This is a genomic window from Pseudomonas sp. ICMP22404 (genome assembly GCF_006227205.1).
Classification (GTDB): domain Bacteria; phylum Pseudomonadota; class Gammaproteobacteria; order Pseudomonadales; family Pseudomonadaceae; genus Aquipseudomonas.
In genome coordinates this window covers 159,844-178,064 of the sequence record NZ_VCNG01000011.1, presented here as the reverse complement: position 1 = coordinate 178,064, position 18,221 = coordinate 159,844, and the positions used below count along the sequence as shown (strand labels likewise).

General features: G+C 60.5%; 16 protein-coding genes. 13 read left to right on the top strand and 3 right to left on the bottom strand.

Annotated elements, in window-relative coordinates; genetic code table 11:
* The first annotated feature begins 23 nt into the window (after positions 1–23).
* From arcA to FGE05_RS29890, 5 genes are all read left to right on the top strand, one after another.
* Complete coding sequence (arcA, locus tag FGE05_RS19765) at positions 24–1,280, top strand: arginine deiminase (protein WP_139647558.1); 1,257 nt, start codon at positions 24–26, stop codon at positions 1,278–1,280.
* Positions 1,281–1,347: 67 nt separating this feature from the next.
* Entirely contained in the window at positions 1,348–2,358 is a 1,011-nt protein-coding gene (locus tag FGE05_RS19760) for an ornithine carbamoyltransferase (protein ID WP_139647556.1), read from the top strand.
* A gap of 132 nt (positions 2,359–2,490) precedes the next feature.
* Complete coding sequence (gene arcC / locus FGE05_RS19750; protein WP_139647551.1) at positions 2,491–3,420, top strand: carbamate kinase; 930 nt, start codon at positions 2,491–2,493, stop codon at positions 3,418–3,420.
* Positions 3,421–3,484: 64 nt separating this feature from the next.
* Positions 3,485–3,844, top strand: a complete 360-nt coding sequence (locus tag FGE05_RS19745) for a DUF5064 family protein (RefSeq protein ID WP_139647549.1) — start codon at positions 3,485–3,487, stop codon at positions 3,842–3,844.
* Positions 3,845–4,074: 230 nt separating this feature from the next.
* Positions 4,075–4,251: a hypothetical protein gene (locus tag FGE05_RS29890; RefSeq protein WP_167355727.1), complete on the top strand. Its 177-nt coding sequence runs from the start codon at positions 4,075–4,077 to the stop codon at positions 4,249–4,251.
* Between the two features lie 7 nt (positions 4,252–4,258).
* Here the strand turns inward: FGE05_RS29890 and FGE05_RS19740 are convergent, their stop codons facing one another.
* Complete coding sequence (locus tag FGE05_RS19740; RefSeq protein ID WP_139647547.1) at positions 4,259–5,152, bottom strand: helix-turn-helix domain-containing protein; 894 nt, start codon at positions 5,150–5,152, stop codon at positions 4,259–4,261.
* Between the two features lie 173 nt (positions 5,153–5,325).
* Here FGE05_RS19740 and pobA point away from each other — a divergent pair, with 173 nt between their 5' ends.
* Positions 5,326–6,516, top strand: a complete 1,191-nt coding sequence (pobA, locus tag FGE05_RS19735) for a 4-hydroxybenzoate 3-monooxygenase (protein ID WP_139647545.1) — start codon at positions 5,326–5,328, stop codon at positions 6,514–6,516.
* Between the two features lie 70 nt (positions 6,517–6,586).
* A complete protein-coding gene (locus tag FGE05_RS19730) occupies positions 6,587–8,104 on the top strand; it encodes an MDR family MFS transporter (protein ID WP_139647543.1) in 1,518 nt (505 codons plus the stop codon).
* A gap of 183 nt (positions 8,105–8,287) precedes the next feature.
* Here the strand turns inward: FGE05_RS19730 and FGE05_RS19725 are convergent, their stop codons facing one another.
* Entirely contained in the window at positions 8,288–9,637 is a 1,350-nt protein-coding gene (locus FGE05_RS19725) for an MFS transporter (RefSeq protein ID WP_139647541.1), read from the bottom strand.
* 282 nt (positions 9,638–9,919) lie between these two features.
* On the opposite strand from FGE05_RS19725, the gene FGE05_RS19720 reads away from it, so the two are divergent.
* On the top strand, positions 9,920–12,097 hold the full coding sequence (locus tag FGE05_RS19720; RefSeq protein WP_139647540.1) for a hypothetical protein: 2,178 nt from the start codon (positions 9,920–9,922) through the stop codon (positions 12,095–12,097).
* 296 nt (positions 12,098–12,393) lie between these two features.
* Here FGE05_RS19720 and FGE05_RS19715 read toward each other — a convergent pair whose 3' ends face one another.
* Complete coding sequence (locus FGE05_RS19715; protein ID WP_024776370.1) at positions 12,394–12,699, bottom strand: DUF2288 domain-containing protein; 306 nt, start codon at positions 12,697–12,699, stop codon at positions 12,394–12,396.
* A 337-nt stretch (positions 12,700–13,036) separates the two neighbouring features.
* Here FGE05_RS19715 and FGE05_RS19710 point away from each other — a divergent pair, with 337 nt between their 5' ends.
* The 5 genes from FGE05_RS19710 to FGE05_RS19690 all read left to right on the top strand — a co-directional run bounded on the left by FGE05_RS19710 (position 13,037) and on the right by FGE05_RS19690 (position 18,078).
* Positions 13,037–14,164 (top strand): branched-chain amino acid ABC transporter substrate-binding protein, encoded by a 1,128-nt coding sequence (locus tag FGE05_RS19710; protein WP_139647538.1) that lies wholly within the window; start codon positions 13,037–13,039, stop codon positions 14,162–14,164.
* Positions 14,165–14,438: 274 nt separating this feature from the next.
* Positions 14,439–15,362 carry a high-affinity branched-chain amino acid ABC transporter permease LivH gene (gene livH, locus FGE05_RS19705; RefSeq protein ID WP_041023133.1) on the top strand — a complete coding sequence of 308 codons (924 nt, stop codon included), beginning with the start codon at positions 14,439–14,441 and terminating at the stop codon, positions 15,360–15,362.
* Positions 15,359–16,612, top strand: a complete 1,254-nt coding sequence (locus FGE05_RS19700) for a high-affinity branched-chain amino acid ABC transporter permease LivM (protein ID WP_139647536.1) — start codon at positions 15,359–15,361, stop codon at positions 16,610–16,612. Before livH ends, FGE05_RS19700 begins: the two co-directional genes overlap by 4 nt.
* On the top strand, positions 16,609–17,376 hold the full coding sequence (livG, locus tag FGE05_RS19695; protein WP_041023135.1) for a high-affinity branched-chain amino acid ABC transporter ATP-binding protein LivG: 768 nt from the start codon (positions 16,609–16,611) through the stop codon (positions 17,374–17,376). The genes FGE05_RS19700 and livG overlap by 4 nt, the downstream gene beginning before the upstream one ends.
* Positions 17,377–18,078, top strand: a complete 702-nt coding sequence (locus FGE05_RS19690) for an ABC transporter ATP-binding protein (RefSeq protein ID WP_041023136.1) — start codon at positions 17,377–17,379, stop codon at positions 18,076–18,078.
* Positions 18,079–18,221 lie beyond the last annotated feature (143 nt).

Here is an 18,221-nt window from a genome sequence, read left to right as displayed (position 1 = left end):
ACGTTTTAACGGGAGGATGTGTAATGACCACGGAAAAAATGCAATACGGCGTTCATTCCGAAGCCGGTAGATTGCGTAAAGTCATGGTGTGTTCCCCAGGCCTGGCCCATCAGCGGCTGACCCCGAACAACTGCGATGAACTGCTGTTCGACGACGTGATATGGGTCAACCAGGCCAAACGCGACCATTTCGATTTCGTCACCAAGATGCGCGAGCGGGGCATCGACGTGCTGGAAATGCACAACCTGTTGACCGACATCGTCGCCGTCCCCGAAGCCCTGGACTGGATCCTGCAACGCAAGGTCACCCCCGACTCGGTGGGCCTGGGCCTGGTGAATGAGGTCGGTTCGTGGCTGCGCAGCCTGGAACCGCGCCGGATCGCCGAGTTCCTGATTGGTGGCGTTTCGGCCGATGACCTGCCCGACAGTTTCGGCGGCAAGACCATCCAGATGTTCCGCGACTTCCTCGGGCATTCCAGCTTCATCCTGCCGCCGCTGCCCAACACCCAGTTCACCCGCGACACCACCTGCTGGATCTACGGCGGCGTCACCCTTAACCCGATGTACTGGCCGGCACGCCGCCAGGAAACCCTGCTGACCACCGCCCTGTATAAATTCCACCCGGAGTTCACCCAGGCCGACTTCCAGATCTGGTACGGCAACCCGGACCTGGACCATGGCAGTGCCACCCTCGAAGGCGGCGACGTAATGCCCATCGGCAACGGTGTCGTGCTGATCGGCATGGGCGAACGCTCATCCCGCCAGGCCATCGGCCAATTGGCACTGAACCTGTTCAAGCACCAGGCCGTGGAACGGGTCATCGTCGCCGGCTTGCCGAAGTCCCGGGCCGCCATGCACCTGGACACCGTGTTCAGTTTCTGCGACCGCGACCTGGTGACCATTTTCCCGGAAGTGGTGAGCCAGATCGTCGCCTTCTCCCTGCGCCCAGACGAGAGCAAACCCGGCGGTATCGACGTTCGCCGCGAGGAAAGCAGCTTCATCGACACTGTTGCCGCCGCCCTCAAGCTCCCGGCGCTGCGCGTGGTGGAAACCGGCGGCAACAGCTTCGCCGCCGAGCGCGAACAATGGGACGACGGCAACAATGTGGTGGCCCTGGAGCCGGGCGTGGTGATCGGCTACGACCGCAACACCTACACCAACACCCTGCTGCGCAAGGCCGGGGTGGAAGTCATCACCATCAGCGCCAGCGAGCTGGGCCGAGGTCGCGGCGGCGGCCATTGCATGACCTGCCCGATCATTCGCGATCCGATCGACTACTGACCTTCGAGCCCGGGCCCTGGTTGACCGGACACGGTTCAGGGCCTGCCGATACCCAAGGAGATGCACCATGGCGTTCAACACCCACAACCGTAACCTGCTCAGCCTCGAACATCACACGCCCCGTGAATTGCACTATTTGCTGGACCTGTCCCGCGACCTCAAGCGGGCCAAGTACACCGGCACCGAACAGCAGCACCTCAAGGGCAACAACATCGCGCTGATCTTCGAGAAAACCTCGACCCGTACCCGTTGTGCCTTCGAAGTGGCGGCCTACGACCAGGGTGCCAATGTCACCTACATCGACCCCAACTCGTCGCAGATCGGCCACAAGGAAAGCATGAAGGACACCGCCCGCGTGCTCGGGCGCATGTACGACGCCATCGAATACCGGGGCTTCAAGCAGGAAACCGTCGAGGAACTGGCGAAGTTCGCCGGCGTACCGGTGTTCAACGGCCTGACCGATGAATACCACCCGACGCAGATGATTGCCGACGTACTGACCATGCGCGAGCACGCCGACAAACCGATCCACGAGATCAGCTATGCGTACCTGGGCGATGCGCGAAACAACATGGGCAACTCGTTACTGCTGATCGGCGCAAAGTTGGGCATGGACGTGCGTATCTGCGCGCCCAAGGCCCTCTGGCCCCACGACGATCTGGTGCAGCGCTGCCATCATTACGCCGAAGAAAGCGGCGCACGTATCACCCTCACCGAAGATCCGAAAGCGGCGGTCAAGGGCGTGGACTTCATTCACACCGACGTCTGGGTCTCCATGGGTGAGCCGGTCGAAGCCTGGGCCGAGCGTATCGAGCAACTGTTGCCTTACCAGGTCAATGCCGACCTGATGAAAGCCACCGGTAACCCGCGTACTCGCTTCATGCACTGCCTGCCGGCATTCCATAACAGCGACACCAAGGTCGGTAAGCAGATCGCCGAGCAGTATCCGCATCTGGCCAACGGCATCGAAGTCACGGACGACGTGTTCGAGTCACCGGCGTGCATCGCCTTCGAGCAGGCGGAAAACCGCATGCACACCATCAAGGCGGTACTGGTGTCGACGCTGGCGGACTTGTAAGGCCGTCCCTTTGTGGGAGCGAGCCTGCTCGCGATGGCGGACGATCAGCCAGCTCATTCATGGGTTGATACACCGCATTCGCGAGCAGGCTCGCTCCCACAGGAACCATGTTCCATTTTCAAGGAGAGCACTATGCGCATCGTCGTTGCCCTGGGCGGTAACGCCCTCCTGCGTCGGGGTGAACCCATGACCGCCGACAACCAACGCAGCAACATCCGCACAGCGACCGAACAGATCGCCAGGATCCATCCGGGCAACCAATTAGTGATCGCCCACGGCAACGGCCCGCAAGTCGGCCTGCTGTCGTTGCAAGCGGCAGCCTACACTTCGGTGACTCCGTATCCGCTGGACGTGCTGGGCGCCGAGACCGACGGCATGATCGGTTACATCATCGAGCAGGAACTGGGCAACCTGCTGGACGCCGACGTGCCCTTCGCCACGTTGCTGACCCAAGTGGAAGTGGACGCCAACGACCCGGCCTTCCAACACCCCACCAAGCCCATCGGCCCGGTCTACAGCCAGCAGGAGGCGCAGGCACTGGCCGCCGAAAAAGGCTGGAGCATCGCCCCGGACGGCGACAGGTTTCGCCGGGTAGTCGCCAGCCCCAGACCCAAGCGCATCTTTGAAATCCGGCCGATCAAGTGGCTGCTGGAAAAGGGCAGCATCGTGATCTGCGCCGGCGGTGGCGGTATCCCGACGATCTATGACGCCGACGGCAAGCTGCACGGCGTTGAGGCGGTCATCGACAAGGACCTGTGCTCGGCGCTGCTGGCCGAACAATTGGAGAGCGATCTGCTGGTGATCGCTACCGATGTCAACGCGGTCTTCATCGACTTCGGCAAGCCGACCTGCAAAGCCATCGCCGGGGCCCACCCCGACGATCTGGAAAAACTCGATTTCGCCGCCGGCTCCATGGGGCCCAAGGTGCAGGCCGCCTGCGAATTTGCGCGCAATACCGGCAAGGTCGCGGTGATCGGGTCACTCTCGGACATCGATGCTATCGTCCAAGGCACCGCCGGCACCCGCATCAGCACGACGACAACAGGCATCGCTTATCGATAAGCGGAAACTCCCAGGGCAGATCCGGGGTCTGCCCTACTTCTATGCCTTTCCAGGAGGGTCTCTCATGGCCATGTTCCAACCCGGTCACCTGCACATGGAGCGCCATGCGCTGAACAAGGATGATTTCAGCTACAACCTCTGCATCGACTACGAAATTGCCCAGGATCCCCAGGAAGGCACGGGCATGTCATTCCGGTTGCACGGCACGGTCGAGGACAAAAGCGTGGACGAGACCTTTTTCCTGCCGAAGGACCTGGCCTTCGACTTTGCCCGGTACGCCACAAACATCGCGCAGAAGTACGGCCTGCCGAAGAGCGCCAGCATCGGCTCGATGCACACGTATTACGACGACATGTTCGAGGACGTGCGTAAGCAACTGGATGTGAAACCGGGCGATCCAGTGAGGCCCGAGCACCTGACCTAATCCACCTGGCAGCCCCATTACCCTGTGGGAGCGAGCCTGCTCGCGATAGCGGCCTGCCTGTCGACATCGATGTGACGGCTGTATGGCCATCGCGAGCAGGCTCGCTCTCACAGGGGGACATCAGTGCCCTGAATGCCAGGGTAATTGCACCCTCCACCCCACTGGCAACTGCCCCCGGCTGACCTATGCTGAAAACAGTACCCCAGGGTATTCGTTCAGAGGTCATCGCCATGAACATCAGAACAAAAAGACGCCTCGCCATTTTCGTGACCTGCGCCGCCACGCTTGCGCTGTACGGCACAGCGGCCTACCGGGTCGAGCAGGCCAGGCAACTGCCTCGTGACTACGCCAGTTGCAACTTCGAACGCTGCATCCCGCACAACGCGACCCTGAACGCCTTGCGCTGAGGCGTGCTCAGTCGTCCGGCTGATCGGTCTTGAGCCGGTCCCGGAAGGCCTTGGGCGAGATGCCGACGCGACGGCGGAACAGGCGGGTGAAGTTGGTCGGGTCGGAGAACCCGAGCACCTCGGAAATCTCGTAGATGGTCATGCCGGTGTAGGTCAGCATCCGCTTGGCCTCGAGCAACTGACGCTCATGCATGATCTGCAGCGCCGGCTGCCCCGCCAGCTCGCGGCAGGTGCCGTTGAGGTGCGACACGGAAATGCCCAGGCGATGGGCCAGGTCTTCCACCTTGACGTGCTGCCGATAGGTTTCCTCCACCAATTGAATGAACCCATTGAGGTATTCACGAGCCCGCTGCGGGCGCTGGCTCTGGGTACGTCGCTGCATGACCTGGCGACTGACCCAGACCATGATCACGTTGACCAGCGCATGCATGAGCATTTCCCGGGCCGGTTGATGCCCCATGTACTCGCTCTGCAAAGCGCTGAACAGGCTGTTGAGGTAGTCGGCGTTGTCACCGGCCGGGTAACTCTCGGCCTGAGCCAGAATGTTTACCGAATGGCCCAACTGCCCTTGCAGGTGGGTCACCAGCGGCGCCGCCAGGGTCACCACGTAACCCTCCACGTCTTCGGAAAAGCGAAAGCCGTGGACCGACAGCGGCGGCAGGATCTGCACCGCCGGCTCGTCGAGCCGGGTACGCTGGCCTTCGATTTCCAGCTCCGCCTGGCCCTTGAAAACGAACAGCAACTGACAGAGGTCGGCATGCCGATGGGGTTTGATTTCCCACTGATGCTCGCGACTGCGCTTGGAGATGGTTTCACAGTGCAGTAAATCCGGCGTCGGCCAATCCTGGCTTTCGCCGTAGAGCTTGAACACCGGAATCGAAGGCAGCTCAGTTTTTTTCATAACGAGGATCGGCCTCGGGTAGCGGGCGATAATCGCACCGATTGGCAGAAAGTACAGGTATCGGCTCAGTTTTCCCCTTCAATTGACAGGCCCGCAAGGAAAAAATGCAAGGACTCGGTTCATAACCATCCACACCGGCCCTGGTCGCGTGCTTTATGCGAGTCATAACAACAATGAAAACCCTCAAGACCCAAGTCGCCATTATCGGCGCCGGCCCCTCTGGACTGCTGCTTGGCCAGCTATTGCACAATGCCGGAATTGACACCCTGATCCTCGAACGCCAGGCCCCGGACTATGTCCTGGGTCGCATCCGCGCCGGTGTGCTGGAGCAAGGCATGGCCGAACTGTTGCGCCGGGCCGGCGTCGGCCAGCGCATGGATGCCGAAGGGCTGGAGCATGACGGTTTCGAACTGGTCCTCAATGGCCGTCGGGTGCACATTGATCTCAAAGGGTTGACCAGCGGTAAAAACGTGATGGTCTACGGCCAGACCGAAGTGACCCGCGACCTGATGGCCGCCCGCGAAAAGGCCGGTGCCCGGACGCTTTATCAGGTCGACAAGGCCCAGCCCCACGGCATGCAGACCGACCAGCCTTTCGTGACATTCGAGCACCAGGGTGAAACCTGGCGCCTGGAGTGCGACTACATTGCCGGGTGCGACGGCTTCCATGGCGTGGCGCGGCAATCCATTCCAGCGGAAAAACTGAAGGTCTTCGAGCGGGTCTACCCCTTCGGCTGGCTTGGCATCCTGGCCGATACCCCGCCGGTCAACGAGGAACTGGTCTACGCCCGCCACGAGCGTGGATTTGCCTTGTGCAGCATGCGCTCCAAGACCCGCACCCGTTACTACCTGCAAGTGCCCGCCGAAGAACAAGTCGCCGACTGGCCGGACGAGCGCTTCTGGACCGAACTCAAGACCCGCCTGCCCGCCGATCTGGCCGAAGCCCTGGTGACCGGCCCGTCCATCGAAAAGAGCATCGCGCCGCTGCGCAGCTTCGTGGTCGAGCCGATGCAGTACGGCCGCATGTTCCTGGTGGGCGACGCTGCGCACATCGTCCCGCCGACCGGTGCCAAGGGCCTGAACCTGGCGGCCAGCGATGTCAGCACGCTGTTCGACATCCTGCTCAAGGTCTATCGCGAAGGCCGGGTGGACCTGCTGCAACAGTATTCGGCCATCTGCCTGCGACGGGTCTGGAAAGCCGAGCGCTTCTCCTGGTGGATGACATCGATGCTGCACCGCTTCGACGACGACGCCTTCAACCAGCGCATCAGCGAAGCCGAGCTGGAGTATTTCGTCGACTCCGAAGCCGGACGGAAAACCATCGCGGAAAATTATGTCGGACTTCCTTACGAGGCTATCGAATAGCCGGCTACCGACTTACACTGCGGGCTCCGTCTCCACTCGCCTCTTTGGCGTGATGCCCGCAGGTTCTACCGTGACTCAGCTCAATACGCCCAACATCCAGCAGCCCGCCATCCGCAGCGTACTGGTGGCCCTGATGCTGGCGATTTTCCTCGGTGCGCTGGACCAGACCATCGTCGCCGTCTCGATGCCGGCCATCTCCGCCCAATTCAAGGACCTCAGCCTGTTGGCCTGGGTCATTTCCGGCTACATGGTCGCCATGACCGTGGCGGTGCCAATCTACGGCAAGCTGGGCGATCTCTACGGTCGCCGACCGCTGATGCTGTTCGGCATGGGGCTGTTCACCCTGGCCTCGCTGTTCTGTGGCCTGGCGCAAAACATGGAACAGCTGGTGCTGGCACGAATCATCCAAGGCATCGGCGCCGGCGGGATGATCTCCGTGAGCCAGGCGATCATCGGTGACATCGTGCCGCCCCGCGAGCGTGGCCGCTATCAGGGTTACTTCAGCAGCATGTATGCCGTGGCCAGCGTGGCCGGACCGGTACTGGGCGGCTACATGACCGAGTACCTGTCGTGGCGCTGGGTGTTCTGGATCAACCTGCCGTTGGGTTTGGGTGCCTGGCTGATTGCCCGCCGCACCCTGGTCGGGCTGTCGGTGCCGCACCGCACGCCGATCATCGACTACCTGGGCACGGTGTTGCTGATCATCGGCCTGAGCGCCTTGCTGCTGGGTATTACCCAGGTCGGCCAGGGACAGGCCTGGCACAGCCGTGGCGTACTGGGACTGCTGGGGTGCGCCGTGGTGACGCTGGGCATATTCGTCTGGCACGAACGCCGCGCCCGGGAGCCTTTGCTACCGATGCACCTGTTCGTCAACCGCAGCGCGGTGTTGTGTTGGTGCACGGTATTTTTCACCAGCTTCCAGGCGATTTCCCTGACGGTACTGGTGCCATTGCGCTTTCAGAGCGTGACCGGTGCCGGCGCCGACAGCGCGGCCTTGCATCTGCTGCCGCTGGCGATGGGTTTGCCCATCGGTGCGTATTTCGCCGGACGTCGCACCTCGATCACCGGCCGCTACAAACCGATGATCCTCAGCGGTGCCCTGCTCTTTCCCTTCGCCATCCTCGGCATGGCCTGCACGGCGCCCGACGCGTTCTGGCTCAGCAGCCTGTTCATGCTGCTGGGCGGGATCGCCTCCGGCATGCAGTTCCCCACCTCACTGGTGGGTTCGCAGAACTCGGTGCAACAACGGGATATCGGCGTCGCCACCAGTACCACCAACCTGTTCCGCTCCCTCGGCGGTGCGGTGGGTGTGGCACTGATGTCGGCGTTGCTGCTGGCTTTGCTGCAGGATTCAGGTTTCGCTAAGCTCGCCGGTTCGTCGCTGATCAGCGAAGGCCATTCCGGCAATGCCCTGCTGGACGGCTTGAACGCCGCTCCGGGCGAAGCACGGGACGCCCTGCGCCTGGAGTTGCAGACGACGTTCCGCCATCTGCTGATGATCAGCGCGGCGGTGTCGCTGCTGGGGCTGGCGGCGGCAGTGGCAATGCCGAACCGACTGTTGCGGGGGCGGGAGGAACTGGTTCGGTAAACACAATCCCCCTGCCATGCAAAACCTGTGGCGAGGGGATTCATCCCCGCTGGGCTGCGAAGCAGCCCCAAAAGCTGAGATCATAATCTGCCAGTAAGGAAGGTATTGTTTTAAGAGGGACTGCTTTGCAGTCCAGCGGGGATGAATCCCCTCGCCACAAAAGCCTCACATTGTCCTATCACCTCAAGCCGTCGCCACCACAATCCCCGGCTCCACCTGCGCGCTCATGCCATCCTTCATCCGCTTGGCATCGCTGGCGAAACAGCGCGATGCCAGGAACAGGAACACCATGGTCAAGAACAGCGCCACCGGGATCAGGTACATCGCGTCGTGCAAACCGATGGCCTTGAACGCTTCGGTCATCTGCGGGGCGCCGGCCGCCGCCATGGCTGCGCGGGCGAAGTAGTCCGACAGGCCGCCGACCACCACCGGCCCCAGGCCGCCGCCGAGCAGGTACAACCCGGCAAAGAACAACGCCATCGCCGTCGCCCGCAGACGCGGCTCCACGACGTCCTGGATCGCGGTGTATACGCAGGTATAAAAGGTATAGGCGAATAGCCAACCGACGCTGAACACCGCAACGAACACGCCGATTTCAATTCGTCCGGCATGCAACGCCCAGGCCGTGGTCAGCGTGGAAATGACCAGGCTGAACGCAGCGAACAGCAAACGGCCATTGGCCACGCGCTGATGAATCTTGTCGGCGATCCAGCCGCCCAGGGTCAGCCCGAACAACCCGGTCACGCCCACCATGATCCCGGTGGCCACGGCGGCTTCGTGCAGGGGCATCAGGAAGTAACGCTGCAGCATCGGCACCAGGAACGAGTTGCAGGCATAAGTGGCGAAGTTGAAACACAGCCCCGCCAGCACCAGCCACAGGAAGGTGGGAATCGCCAGCACCCGACGGATCGGCCGATCGATTTTTTCCTGGGACACCGGCACGGTTTCCGCCGCACCGCGCTTGGGTTCCTTGATAAAGAACATGAAGACCGCCAGCACCAACCCCGGCACCGCTGCGATAAAGAACGGCGCGCGCCAGCTGTCGAAAGCCTTGACCATCGCTCCGATGGTAAAGAACGCCAGCAGCAACCCGATCGGCAGGCCCAGCATGAAGATCCCCATGGCCCGCGCCCGACGATGGGCCGGGAACAGATCGCCGATCAGCGAGTTGGCCGCCGGCGCGTAGCTGGCCTCGCCGATACCGATGCCCATGCGCACCAACAGGAACGCCCAGAAACTGCCCACCAGGCCATTGATGGCCGTCAGCCCGCTCCAGGCCGCCAACCCCCAGCCCATCAATTTGCTGCGCGAACCGGTATCGGCCATGCGCCCCAGCGGCAGGCCGGCAATGGCATACACGATGGTGAACGCGGTGCCGATGATGCCGATCTGGAAGTCGCTGAGGCTCCATTCCATGCGGATCGGCTCGATGATGATTGCCGGAATGGTGCGATCGAAGAAATTGAACAGGTTGGCCAGAAACAACAGGAACAGAATGCGCCAGGCATTCACCGCTTGGGTCGAGTTCTGCATGATTCCGTCTCTTTATTGTTATGGGCGAGGCATCCGAGCCCGGAATCTGCAATCTAGACAGCAGTGCGGGGGCTGTCTCCAATCATTCGCCGCGCTGATACCCGACCATGGGGCACGACCTGCTGATTGATGCCAATCAATAAACTGTAACAATTGCCATCAATTTGCCGGCTCTCGATTAAAGATCATGTGCCGGTGGCCGATTCATCATGAAGCTTCTTTCATCCGCGATGGTTCGATGACAGCGGTCGTCCAACCCACCAGTTCAGGCTACGGCGCATAATGACCTCAAAAAAAACAGCCACTGCGGTATCCGATCTGACCTTGGGCCCGGCCGCCAACGGCCTTGAACCCCCGAAGTCATCGAGCAGCTCGCGTCCCCTGGCGACGCAGCAGTATCTGTATTTCACCGAGACCAACACCGACCGCATCCTCGATAACCTCGATGGTCTGCGCGACATCGTATTCCCGCGCCCTCCCCATCTGGTGGACGACGAAAGCGAACGTGACCAGCAGGAATTCCCGTCGGTGTGCCTGATCGGCCTGGGGCGCTGCGGCTCCAACATCGCCCTGGATGTGGCAGAGCTGGTCTACAACGCCCGCAAGTTCTACCTCAACGAATTCAACAACGAAGACAAGGCCTACAGCGACAAGGCCTACCGTCCTGCGCAATGGATCCGCAACAACCTGCGCCTGGGCACCGGCAAGGCGACCAAACCGGTGTTCCTGGTGGAACCACTGGTGATGCTCGGCGACCTGGACAAGGACATCGCCGGGCGTATCCGATTCTCACGCAAGGGCGAAAAAACCGGCTTCCTGCGCGACTACAGCAAGATGAAGATCATGGACCTGTCGGAAGTCCATGCCGGTGGCGCCGGTAACGCGCCGATCCTGGGCCAGTACCTGGCCAAGATCATCCTGAACAAGGACACCCAGCGCTTCTCCAGCCCCGACTGGAAGATGATCCACTCGTACCTGATCGACAGCTGCGGCATCAAGGCCAACCAGTCGCGCCTGTACTTCTCGATCTTCAGCGCCGGCGGCGGTACCGGTTCGGGCATGGCCTCGGAGTTCGGCCTGGCCCAGCAGCACTCGTACATGAACAAGACGTTCGACACCAAGCCGATGGACGAGCACGACGGCAAAAGTGGTCACTCCTTCGTCTTCGAACCGATCTTCACCAGCGGCATCTGCGTGCTGCCGAACATTTCCGATCACCGCAGCGAAATGTCCGAAGCCCTGCACATCAACGCCGGACGCCTGTTGTGCAAGTACCTGTCGGAAGAATGGGATTTCTCGTACAACTTTGCCAATGAAGACAGCAGCGAAGCCAGCGTCATGGGCCGTATCCGCCCCTGGAACGCGATGATGCTGATCTCCAACGACATCATGCGCTACGCCGAAGAGAACGATGACGGCAACATCCAGAACATCGACGTCAATGCCATGGAGAAGCACGCCAACCAGTACATCTCCCAGCAGATCTTCAACATCCTGACGGCCCAGGCGGTCACCACCGATTACGACCAGAACTATTTCCGTCGTGCCGGCATCGACATCGGCGAAACCATCCGCCTGGACGCCAACGACCTGTTCATGAGCCTGGCCGGTCCCGTGGCGATTGCCTACGCCGAGTCCGTCGTCCCGGAAACCCCGGCGCCGAGCGGCGACAAGTTCAAGGTGTTCGACAAAGAACCGCCACGCCTGAACATCGACGATCTGTTCTTCCGCTCTATCGACCTGCCGCACTTCAACAAAGTGACCCAGGCCATCGAAGGCATCAGCCTGTTGCCGATCGAATCCAAGCGCTACCGGGCCTCGCTGGAGCAGTACAAGAATTCCGGCTACGACGCCGCCGCCCTGCACGACCTGCACTTCTTCAAGAACTGCTCCTCGGTGGTGTCCATCGTGTCGCTGCCCAAGGACTACAAACTGTCCTACATGGACCTGAACCGGCTCAAGACCCACCTCAACAGCCTGTTCCCCAACACCACCCTCAAGCGTTACGCCCTGGTGATCGGCGCGTCGGCCAACCTCTCGCTGACCACCCTTATCGCCAAGAGTCCGTGCCTGTCGGATGACTTCCTGACCCTGATCGTGGCCTTCATCAAGCGCTGCTTCGCTCGCAATCCATATCGCTTCGACGACACCCTGGACAACTCGATCCTGGACTTCATCATCAATGAAGACTTCGATGAGGACCGGATCGACGATCTGCTCAACGAATTCGAGAACCCGGCGAAGATCCTCGACACCAACTGGTACGCGATCAAGCCGATGTACGAGAAGAAGTACCGCGAGCTGATCAACGACAAGGACAAGTTCGTCTCGATCAACGACATCCGCCTGTCCCGTGATTGTGTGAAGAAGGCCATCAAGTACCTGCGCGAGATCTACCGTCATCGCATCGGCAAGACCAAGGTTATTTCGCTCAATAACCATACTGGCAAGACTTACTGAAGCTGTCGCGAGACCGCCGCGCACCTATCGCGAGCAGGCTCGCTCCCACATTGAATCGCGATCTTCCTGGAAGAAATCGGTCCTCTGTGGGAGCGAGCCTGCTCGCGATGGCGGCCTGGACAACACCCCGGAACAACATCCAGAAACAATTAGGCAGCCCGAAGGCTGCCCCATGAACTGTTCCCGTTACGTATACGTCACCCTGCCCTGTGGCGTTTCACCACGGCAGGGTGCCATCACGCTACTCAGCTACACACTTTTATCCGATCAAAACACGAACCAATTTGGTGCATCGATCAATTCGACGCCCTTTCCTGGATCATTATCCAGGGCGAAACCACCACCGCCCAGAGCAACGGATCGCGCTCCAGAAAATCCAGCGCCCGCGTTTCAGACAGCTTGGCGAGTTGCCCGGCGGCCAGCCAGGCGGCGACTTTATCGCCTTCGTCCTGAGCGACAGCCTCGGCGGCGGCGATCAAATCCAGTGCTGGCTCGACCCATAACAGGGCACCCTTGGCAAAGAACGGCTCCAGCTCTTTCCAAGTAATGGATGCAGTTTCTCCAAGCAGTTTGGCATAGAGGGTGCTAGGTTCTTGATTCATGGGACTGTCCGGAAAAGAAATCGGCGCGAATGATAACGTCGGTGGTCTGGCAGAAAAACCCGGTAGCAATTGGAGTACGATTGAAAAGCACAGCAAAGCCAGGGACTGCCGATTTGTCCGGACATTACCCGCCGCTATTCTGTCTTTTTCTTTCAATAAAGCGACACCCTCTGATTTTGCCCCCAAGCGCCAGCTTCCCTTGCCAACAACCGGCGCTCTACACTGTACCGGTACAGTTGCCGGGGGCATTTTCCGAGGGGATATCCAAGATATCTGACCCGGTTCTGCTGCTACGGCGCCAGGACTATAAAAACTACAACAGCATGAGTGGAGCACTATGACTAAGGCTACTAAGCAGATTTCCAAACTGTTTGCCGCTATGGTTCTGGCCGGGGTTGCCAGCCATTCGTTCGCCGCCGACACCATCAAGATCGGCATCGCTGGTCCCAAGACCGGTCCGGTGACCCAGTACGGCGACATGCAATTCGTCGGCGCCAATCAAGCCATCAAGGACATCAACGCCAAGGGCGGCGTCGACGGCAAAATGCTCGAAGCCAAGGAATACGATGATGCCTGCGACCCTAAACAGGCCGTAGCCGTGGCGAACAAAGTGGTCAACGATGGCGTCAAGTTCGTCGTCGGCCACCTGTGCTCCAGCTCTACCCAACCGGCTTCGGACATCTACGAAGACGAAGGCGTGATCATGATCACCCCAGCGGCCACCAGCCCGGAAATCACCGCCCGTGGCTACAAGCTGGTCTTCCGCACCATCGGCCTGGACAGCGCCCAGGGCCCTGCCGCCGGCAACTACATCGCCGATCACGTCAAGCCGAAAGTCGTTGCGGTCCTGCACGACAAACAGCAGTACGGTGAAGGTATCGCCACCGCCGTCAAGCAGACCCTTGAGAAGAAAGGCGTGAAAGTCGCCGTATTCGAAGGCCTGAACGCCGGTGACAAGGACTTCTCCTCGATCATCCAGAAGCTCAAGCAGAACAACGTCGACTTCGTCTACTACGGTGGCTACCACCCTGAGCTGGGCCTGATCCTGCGTCAATCCAAGGAAAAAGGCCTGAACGCCAAGTTCATGGGGCCTGAAGGTGTCGGCAACGACTCCATCTCGCAAATTGCCCAGGACGCTTCCGAAGGCCTGCTGGTGACCCTGCCGAAATCCTTCGACGCCGATCCTGAGAACCAGGCAATCGTTGCGGCCATCAAGGCCGACGGCAAGGATCCGAGTGGTCCGTTCGTGTTCCCGGCCTACTCCGCCGTCGAGCTGATCGCCGAAGGTATCAAGGCCGCCAAGAGCGACGACACCACCAAGGTCGCTGAAGCCCTCCACAAAGGCAGCTTCAAGACCCCGACCGGCGAACTGTCGTTCAACGAGAAGGGCGACCTGAAGGACTTCAAATTCGTGGTCTACCAGTGGCACTTCGGCAAACCGAAAACCGAAGTTTCCCCTCAGTAAGCCCGGCCTAGTGTCCTGTTTCACAGATACGTTCTTTTTTTGTGATACAGGACACTCACGGTCAACGAGCCCACTGTGCAAGCAGTGGGCTTTGTTTTACGAGGTTTATGGGCCAGACACCCGCGATCCGGGCGCTGGTTCACCTGAAAATCTTAAAACCGTCACCAGCGGTTCGCTGGCAAACGCTCCGTGCAAATGTGACAACAGAACACAGCACAGGGCCGGAACATGACTCCACCAGTGAAATGCGTATCGGGTTTTTAGGAGCGCTGTAATGCCTGAGATCTATCACTTTTTCCAACAGCTGGTTAATGGCCTGACCATTGGCAGCACCTATGCCTTGATAGCCATTGGCTACACAATGGTTTACGGCATCATTGGAATGATTAACTTCGCCCATGGCGAGGTGTACATGATCGGTTCCTACGTGGCTTTCATTGCCCTTGCCGGGCTGGCCATGCTGGGTATCCACTCACTGCCGTTGTTGATGACCGCCGCCTTCCTGGCGTCGATCGTCGTGACCAGTGCCTATGGCTACAGTATCGAACGCGTTGCCTATCGCCCCTTGCGCAGCAGCAACCGTCTGATTCCACTGATTTCCGCCATCGGCATGTCGATTTTCCTGCAGAACACTGTACTGCTGTCCCAGGACTCCAAGGACAAGTCCATCCCCAACCTGATCCCTGGGAGTTTCTCCTTCGGCCCGGGCGGTGCTGAAGAAGTCCTGATTTCCTACATGCAGATCCTGGTCTTTGTCGTGACCCTGATCGCCATGCTCGGCCTGACCCTGTTCATCTCCCGTTCCCGCCTGGGGCGCGCCTGTCGCGCCTGTGCCGAGGACATCAAGATGGCCAACCTGCTGGGCATCAACACCAACAACATCATCGCCCTGACCTTCGTCATCGGTGCCGCGCTGGCGGCCGTCGCTGCCGTGCTGTTGAGCATGCAGTACGGCGTGATCAACCCGAACGCCGGTTTCCTGGTCGGCCTGAAGGCCTTTACCGCGGCGGTGCTGGGTGGCATCGGCAGTATTCCGGGGGCGATGCTCGGCGGGCTGGTGCTGGGGGTGGCCGAAGCATTCGGCGCCGATATCTTCGGTGACCAGTACAAGGACGTGGTTGCGTTCGGTCTCCTGGTCCTGGTTCTGTTGTTCCGGCCGACCGGCATCCTGGGCCGCCCGGAGGTTGAGAAAGTATGAGCAAATATCTTAAACAGGCGCTGTTCAGCGCCCTGCTGGTCTGGGCCGTGGCCTTTCCGGTGCTCGGCCTCAAGCTGAGCATCGTCGGCGTCAACCTGGAAGTGCACGGCACCGGTCCGCTGACCCTGAGCGTGATTGCGCTGTGCTCGGTGCTGATGTTCCTGCGGGTGCTGTTCAGCCAGCAGGTCGGTGCCGCGCTGCGTTCCAACCGTGGCCCGCTGGTTTCGCCCAAGGTCAGCCAGTTCCTGACCCTGCCACGCACCCAGCGCCGGATCATCATCGGCCTGATCGTGGTGGCGTTGGTCTGGCCGTTCTTCGGCTCCCGTGGGGCGGTGGATATCGCCACCCTGATCCTGATCTACGTGTTACTGGGCCTGGGCCTGAACATCGTGGTCGGCCTGGCCGGCCTGCTCGATCTGGGTTATGTGGGATTCTACGCAGTGGGCGCTTACAGCTACGCGCTGCTGTCCCACTACTTCGGCCTGAGCTTCTGGATCTGCCTGCCGATCGCCGGGATGATGGCGGCCACGTTCGGCTTCCTGCTGGGTTTCCCGGTGCTGCGTCTGCGGGGCGACTACCTGGCCATCGTGACCCTGGGCTTCGGTGAAATCATCCGTTTGTTCCTGCGTAACCTCACCGGCCTCACCGGTGGCCCCAACGGCATCAGCAACATCCCCAAGCCGACCTTCTTCGGGCTGAGCTTCGAACGTTCCGCGGCCGAGGGCATGCAGACCTTCCACGAGTTCTTCGGGCTGACCTACAACCCGGTAAGCAAAGTGGTGTTCCTCTACCTGGTCGCGCTGTTGCTGGCCCTGGCCGCGTTGTTCGTCATCAACCGCCTGCTGCGCATGCCCATCGGCCGTGCGTGGGAAGCGCTGCGCGAAGACGAAATCGCCTGCCGTGCCCTGGGTCTCAACCCGACCGTGATCAAGCTGTCGGCCTTCACCCTCGGTGCCGCATTCGCCGGTTTCGCCGGTAGCTTCTTCGCCGCCCGCCAGGGTCTGGTGACGCCGGAATCCTTCACCTTCATCGAGTCAGCGATCATCCTCGCCATCGTGGTGCTGGGCGGGATGGGCTCGCAGTTGGGTGTGATCCTGGCCGCCATCGTGATGATCCTGCTACCCGAAATGATGCGTGAATTCAGTGAATACCGCATGTTGATGTTCGGCGCCTTGATGGTGCTGATGATGATCTGGCGTCCTCAAGGTCTGCTGCCTATGCAACGCCCCCACATGGAGCTGCGCAAATGAGCCGCGAGATCCTCAAGGTTGAAAACCTAAGCATGCGCTTCGGCGGCCTGCTGGCGGTCAATGGCGTGGCCCTGACCGTGAAAGAGAAACAGGTGGTTGCCTTGATCGGGCCAAACGGCGCGGGCAAGACCACGGTGTTCAACTGCCTGACCGGTTTCTACCAGCCAACCGGCGGCAGCATCCTGCTGGACGGCGAGCCGATCCAGGGCCTGCCGGGGCACAAGATTGCCCTCAAGGGCGTGGTGCGTACGTTCCAGAACGTGCGGTTGTTCAAGGACATGACGGCCATCGAGAACCTCTTGATTGCCCAACATCGCCACCTGAACACCAACTTCTTCGCCGGTCTGTTCAAGACCCCGTCGTTCCGCAAGAGCGAACGCGAAGCGATGGAGTACGCCGAGTACTGGCTGGAAAAGGTCAATCTCAAGGAGTTCGCCAACCGTACCGCTGGCACCCTGGCCTATGGTCAGCAGCGGCGCCTGGAAATCGCCCGTTGCATGATGACCCGTCCGCGGATCCTCATGCTCGACGAACCGGCCGCCGGCCTGAACCCGAGGGAAACCGAAGACCTGAAAGCCCTGATCGGCGTGCTCCGCGAGGAACACAACGTCACGGTGCTGCTGATCGAACACGACATGAAACTGGTCATGAGCATTTCCGACCACATCGTGGTGATCAACCAGGGCACTCCCCTGGCCAACGGCACGCCGGAACAGATCCGGGACAATCCTGAAGTGATCAAAGCCTACCTGGGGGAAGCGTAAATGCTGCAGTTCGAAAACGTTTCCACCTTCTACGGCAAGATCCAGGCCCTGCACAGCGTCAACGTGGAGGTCCGCCAGGGCGAAATCGTGACGCTGATCGGCGCCAACGGTGCCGGCAAATCCACCCTGCTGATGACCCTCTGCGGTTCGCCCCAGGCCCACAGCGGCAGCATCCGCTATATGGGTGAGGAACTGGTGGGCCAGGACTCGTCGCGGATCATGCGCAAGAGCATCGCAGTCGTGCCGGAAGGTCGTCGGGTATTTGCCCGGCTGACTGTGGAAGAGAACCTCGCCATGGGCGGATTCTTCACCGACAAGGGCGATTATCAGGAACAGATGGACAAGGTCCTGCACCTTTTCCCACGCCTGAAAGAACGCTTCAGCCAGCGCGGCGGCACCATGTCTGGCGGCGAACAACAGATGCTCGCCATCGGCCGCGCGCTGATGAGCAAGCCCAAGTTGCTGCTGCTCGACGAGCCTTCCCTGGGCCTGGCACCGATCATCATCCAGCAGATCTTCGACATCATCGAACAGCTGCGCAAGGATGGCGTGACGGTGTTCCTGGTTGAGCAGAACGCCAACCAGGCCCTGAAAATCGCCGACCGGGCGTATGTGTTGGAAAACGGTCGAGTGGTGATGCAGGGCACTGGTGAAGCACTGCTGACCGATCCGAAAGTGCGCGAAGCGTACCTGGGCGGTTAAGGAGTTGCGGTAAACAAGAACGGCCTTCGGGCCGTTTTTTTTGCACCAGCTAGATGTGAACACCTTTGTGGCGAGGGGATTTATCCCCGCTGGGCTGCGAAGCAGCCCCCATCACAGCAGCCTCAATCTGCCTGACTCACCGA